The 5,104-nt window shown below is 61.7% G+C and carries 4 protein-coding genes; all 4 read left to right on the forward strand.

What is annotated here, in order from left to right:
- The first annotated feature begins 99 nt into the window (after window positions 1-99).
- The 4 genes from D8U82_RS22855 (at window position 100) to D8U82_RS22875 (ending at window position 5,009) form a co-directional block, all read left to right on the forward strand.
- Complete coding sequence (locus D8U82_RS22855; protein ID WP_024013429.1) at window positions 100-582, forward strand: MarR family transcriptional regulator; 483 nt, start codon at window positions 100-102, stop codon at window positions 580-582.
- Complete coding sequence (locus D8U82_RS22860; RefSeq protein ID WP_130903014.1) at window positions 572-2,041, forward strand: efflux transporter outer membrane subunit; 1,470 nt, start codon at window positions 572-574, stop codon at window positions 2,039-2,041. Before D8U82_RS22855 ends, D8U82_RS22860 begins: the two co-directional genes overlap by 11 nt.
- Window positions 2,042-2,056: 15 nt before the next feature.
- Entirely contained in the window at window positions 2,057-3,259 is a 1,203-nt protein-coding gene (locus D8U82_RS22865) for an HlyD family efflux transporter periplasmic adaptor subunit (RefSeq protein WP_024013427.1), read from the forward strand.
- Window positions 3,260-3,479: 220 nt separating this feature from the next.
- Window positions 3,480-5,009, forward strand: coding sequence for a DHA2 family efflux MFS transporter permease subunit (locus D8U82_RS22875; protein WP_122612126.1), 1,530 nt, complete (start codon window positions 3,480-3,482; stop codon window positions 5,007-5,009).
- The last annotated feature ends 95 nt before the right edge of the window (window positions 5,010-5,104 follow it).

A 5,104-nucleotide genomic window follows, 5' to 3' on the forward strand; every position in this document is an offset into this window, starting at 1 on the left:
ACTAATTACCAAGCCCCCTAACTATTGCGTTGACATTCGCTGCCTAAGCAGTAACATCTCGACATACATTCACTGCCTAGGCAGTTATCAGGTCGACCCATGAAGCATTTCACCCCGGAAGAATTCAAACATTGCCACCTCGGCCTGTTGCTCGGCCGTGCCGCGTTGCTCAAGGACCGGATCATCGATACCCACATGGAACCCCACGGCATCACCGCCGCGCAGTTCAAGGTGTTGATCATCATGGCCCAGTTCGGCGTCGACACCCCGGCCGAGCTGTGCCGGCATCTTTCGCTGGACAGCGGGTCGATGACGCGCATGCTCGATCGTCTCGAGCAGAAAGCGTTCCTGATTCGCCAGCGCAGCGAAGGCGACCGGCGTCAGGTGCAGTTGAAACTGACCGAGCAGGGCCAGCAACTGGCTGATCGTCTGCCGCACATCGGTGCCGATGCGATGAATGAACTGGCCGGCGCGATCTCCCGCGAAGAGCTGAAAACCCTGGAATACATCCTGAAGAAAATCCTGCTGGCCGCCGGTGACCCGATCACCATCCAGCGTCTAGGTGATCACAATGAGCGCTAACACTTTGCGCAGCTGTCTGACGCTGCTGTTGTCGGCGATGATCCTCGCCGGTTGCGCCAACTACAGCGGCCTCGACACTGAAGGCCAACGCCTCGATGCGAAGAGCCTGAAGACAGCGCAGTCTCTCGATGGCGTCACCCTGTCGCCAGCGGCGTGGCCGAAAAGCGATTGGTGGAGCAGCCTCGGCGATCCGCAGCTCGACGGCCTGATCCGCGAAGCCCTGCACGACAGCCCGGACATGCAGATCGCCGCAGCCCGCGCCCATCAGGCCAGTGCCGCCGCCTATGCCGCCGATGCCGAGCGCTATCCGACCCTCGACGCCAGCGCCGGCATCAGCCGTTCGCGGCTGGCTCGTGATCAGGATCCGCTGGGGCAGGGCGGCGCCTATGCGACGGTGCGCAATGTCAGCGCCGGTTTCAATTACAACTTCGATTTGTGGGGCGGCCAGCGCGATGCCTGGGAAGCCGCACTCGGCGAGGCTCGCGCTGCTGAAGTCGACCGTCAGGCCGCGCAGCTGACACTTGCCGCTGACGTCGCCCGTGCGTATAGCGATCTCGGTCAGGCGCACATCGTTTACGACCTCGCCAGCGAAGACCTCAAGCGCACCCGGCAAATGCTCGACCTCAGCCAGCGCCGCTTGAGTTCGGGAATCGACAGCCAGTACCAGTTCCAGCAAACCCAGAGTCTGGAAGCCAGTTCTCAGGCCAGCCTGATCGACGCGGAAAAACGCTTGAACAGCGCGAAAATCGCCTTGGCGGTATTGCTCGGCAAAGGCCCGGATCGTGGCAACGAAATCGCTCGACCGAAAGTCCTGCAAGCCAGCGCCGTGGCGGTGCCGTCGGTGTTGCCGGCGGAACTGCTCGGCCGCCGCCCGGATCTGGTCGCGGCACGCTGGCGTGTCGAAGCGGCGAGCAAAGACATCGATGCGGCGAAAACCCGTTTCTATCCCAACCTCAACCTGTCGGCCTCGGCCGGCGCCGAGTCGTTGCTGGGTGATGCGATGTTCGGCTCGGCCAGTCGCTTCTTCAACATCGCGCCGACCGTGTCGCTGCCGATTTTCGATGGCGGACGCTTGCGGGCCAACCTCGATGCGCGCGACGCCGATTACGATCTGGCGGTGGCGCAGTACAACAAAAGTCTGGTGAAAGCCCTCGGCGATGTCGGCGATACGATCAACCAGCTGCGCGATATCGGCCGGCAGATCGGCGCGCAGCAACACGCCACCGACATCGCTCAGGATTCTTACAACACCGTCGTCCAGCGTTACGGTTCCGGCATCGGCAACTACCTGGACGTGCTCAGCATCGAGCAGCAATTGCTCCAAGCCCAGCGTCAGCTGGCGACCCTCAATGCCGAGCAGATCGACCTGTCGATTCAACTGATGCAAGCGCTGGGCGGCGGCTTTCAGGGTGAAAACCTGAACGCAGCCAACGCCAGCCCCGCCTCGTCGCACTACTAATTCAAGGTATTTGTCATGGCCACTGCCGAAAACACCCAAGCTCAAGACAACACCCCGGACACCGGCAACCCGCGCAAACGCAAGGTGATGCTGCTGGCCCTCGCCGTGGTCGTCCTGCTCGCCATTGCCGGCGTCTGGGCCTATCACGAATTCATCGGGCGCTTTAACGAAAGCACCGACGATGCCTACGTCAACGGCAACGTCGTGGAAATCACGCCGCTGGTCACCGGCACCGTGGTCAGCATCGGCGCCGATGACGGGGATCTGGTCCAGGAAGGCCAGGTGCTGGTCAACTTCGACCCCAACGATGCCGAAGTCGGCCTGCAAAGTGCCAAGGCGAAACTGGCGCGCACTGTGCGTCAGGTGCGCGGCCTGTATAGCAACGTCGACGGCATGAAAGCTCAGGTCAATGCGCAGCAGGCCGAAGTGCAGAAAGCCCAGGACAACTACAACCGGCGGAAAAATCTCGCCCAGGGCGGGGCGATTTCCCAGGAAGAGCTGTCCCACGCCCGCGACGACCTGACCTCGGCGCAGAACGCTCTGGCCAACGCCAAACAGCAACTGAAAACCACCAGCGCACTGGTCGACGACACCGTGGTCTCGTCGCATCCAGACGTAATGTCGGCGGCTGCCGATCTGCGTCAGGCCTACCTGACCAATGCCCGCAGCACGTTGATCGCGCCGGTCACCGGTTACGTCGCCAAGCGCACCGTGCAGCTCGGCCAGCGCGTACAACCGGGCACCGCGTTGATGGCGGTGATTCCGCTGGATCAGCTGTGGATCGACGCCAACTTCAAGGAAACCCAACTGCGTGACATGCGCATCGGTCAGCCAGTGGATATCGAGGCCGACATTTACGGCAGCGACGTGAAATACAGCGGCACGGTCGACAGCCTCGGCGCCGGTACCGGCAGCGCGTTTGCTCTGCTGCCGGCACAGAACGCCACCGGTAACTGGATCAAGATCGTCCAGCGCGTGCCAGTGCGTATCCACATCAACGCCGAAGAGCTGGCCAAGCACCCGCTGCGTGTCGGTCTGTCGACCAATGTCGAGGTCAATCTGCACGACCAGAGCGGCCCGGTGCTGGCCCAGCAACCGCCGCAAAAAGCCTCGTTCAGCACCAATGTGTATGACCGCCAACTGGCCGAAGCGGACGCGATGATTGCCCAGTTGATTCACGACAACAGCGCAGCAGCAGGCAAGACCGCACAGCGCTGAGAGCACACCGGATCAGAAGCAGGCTCTGTGGTGAGGGGTTATCTGTGGCGAGGGGATTTATCCCCGCTGGACTGCGCAGCAGGCCCGCTTTTCCTGAGCCAAAAGAGGGGCCGCTTCGCGACCCAGCGGGGATAAATCCCCTCGCCACAAAGGGCCTGTTAACACAGGGCCGGCTGTGTTCATCAGGCCGCAGCGACCATCAGGTTTCATAGGATTCACAATGAGCAATAACGCTTCTTTCACGCCGCCCAGCCTGTTGCTCAGCACCATCGGCCTGTCGCTGGCGACGTTCATGCAAGTGCTCGACACGACCATCGCCAACGTGGCGTTGCCGACGATTTCCGGCAATCTCGGGGTGAGTTCGGAGCAGGGCACCTGGGTCATCACTTCGTTTGCCGTGAGCAACGCGATTGCGCTGCCACTGACCGGTTGGCTCAGCCGCCGCTTCGGCGAGGTGAAGCTGTTTCTGTGGGCGACGATGCTGTTTGTACTGGCGTCGTTTCTCTGCGGTATCTCGACTTCGATGCCTGAGCTGATCGGCTTTCGCGTGCTGCAAGGCCTGGTCGCCGGGCCGCTGTACCCGATGACGCAGACGCTGTTGATCGCGGTGTATCCGCCGGCGAAACGCGGGATGGCCCTGGCGCTGCTGGCGATGGTCACGGTGGTCGCGCCGATTGCCGGGCCCATTCTCGGCGGCTGGATTACCGACAGTTACAGCTGGCCGTGGATCTTCTTTATCAACGTGCCGATCGGCATCTTTGCGGTGATGGTGGTGCGTTCGCAACTGGCGAAACGGCCGGTGGTGACCAGTCGCCAGCCGATGGATTACGTCGGCCTGATCACACTGATCATTGGCGTCGGCGCGTTGCAGGTGATCCTCGACAAGGGCAATGACCTGGACTGGTTCGAATCGAACTTCATCATCATCGGCGCGGCAATCTCCGTGGTGGCGCTGGCGGTGTTCGTGATCTGGGAAATGACCGACCGCCATCCGGTGGTCAACCTGCGCCTGTTCGCCCATCGCAACTTCCGCATCGGCACGCTGGTGCTGGTTTTGGGTTACGCCGGCTTCTTCGGCATCAACCTGATTCTGCCGCAGTGGTTGCAGACGCAAATGGGCTACACCGCGACCTGGGCGGGACTTGCCGTGGCGCCGATCGGGATTCTGCCGGTGCTGCTGTCGCCGTTTGTCGGCAAATACGCGCACAAGTTCGACCTGCGTCTGCTCGCCGGCATTGCGTTTCTGGCAATTGGCCTGAGCTGCTTCATGCGTGCCGAGTTCACCAACGAAGTCGACTTCCAGCACATTGCGCTGGTGCAGTTGTTCATGGGCATCGGCGTGGCGCTGTTCTTCATGCCGACCCTGAGCATTCTGATGTCGGACTTGCCGCCAAGCCAGATCGCTGACGGCGCAGGCCTGGCGACTTTCCTGCGGACACTGGGCGGCAGCTTCGCGGCGTCGCTGACCACCTGGATCTGGATTCGCCGGGCCGATCAGCATCATGCGTATATGAGCGAAAGCATCAGCACGTTCGAGCCAGCCACCCGCGAGACCTTGAATCAATTGGGCGGGGCGAGCCAGTCGGCGTATGCGCAGATGGATCAGATCCTCACCAGCCAGGCGTACATGCTTTCGACCGTGGATTACTTCACGTTGCTAGGGTGGGGATTCATGGGGCTGATTTTGATTGTATGGCTGGCGAAACCGCCGTTTGCCGCCAAGGCCGGGCCTGCTGCCAGCGGGCATTAACCTGAAACGCAGCACCTGTGGGAGCGAGCCTGCTCGCGAAAGCGGTGTGTCAGACACTCGACTGCTGAGTGACACATTGCATTCGCGAGCAGGCT

The sequence above is a fragment of the Pseudomonas sp. Sample_23 genome (assembly GCF_004307595.1).
GTDB lineage: Bacteria > Pseudomonadota > Gammaproteobacteria > Pseudomonadales > Pseudomonadaceae > Aquipseudomonas > Aquipseudomonas atacamensis.

Coding starts and splice junctions, on each gene's coding strand:
- D8U82_RS22865 (WP_024013427.1), top strand. CDS start 2,057: ATGGCCACTGCCGAAAACACCCAAGCTCAAGACAACACCCCGGACACC.
- D8U82_RS22855 (WP_024013429.1), top strand. CDS start 100: ATGAAGCATTTCACCCCGGAAGAATTCAAACATTGCCACCTCGGCCTG.
- D8U82_RS22875 (WP_122612126.1), top strand. CDS start 3,480: ATGAGCAATAACGCTTCTTTCACGCCGCCCAGCCTGTTGCTCAGCACC.
- D8U82_RS22860 (WP_130903014.1), top strand. CDS start 572: ATGAGCGCTAACACTTTGCGCAGCTGTCTGACGCTGCTGTTGTCGGCG.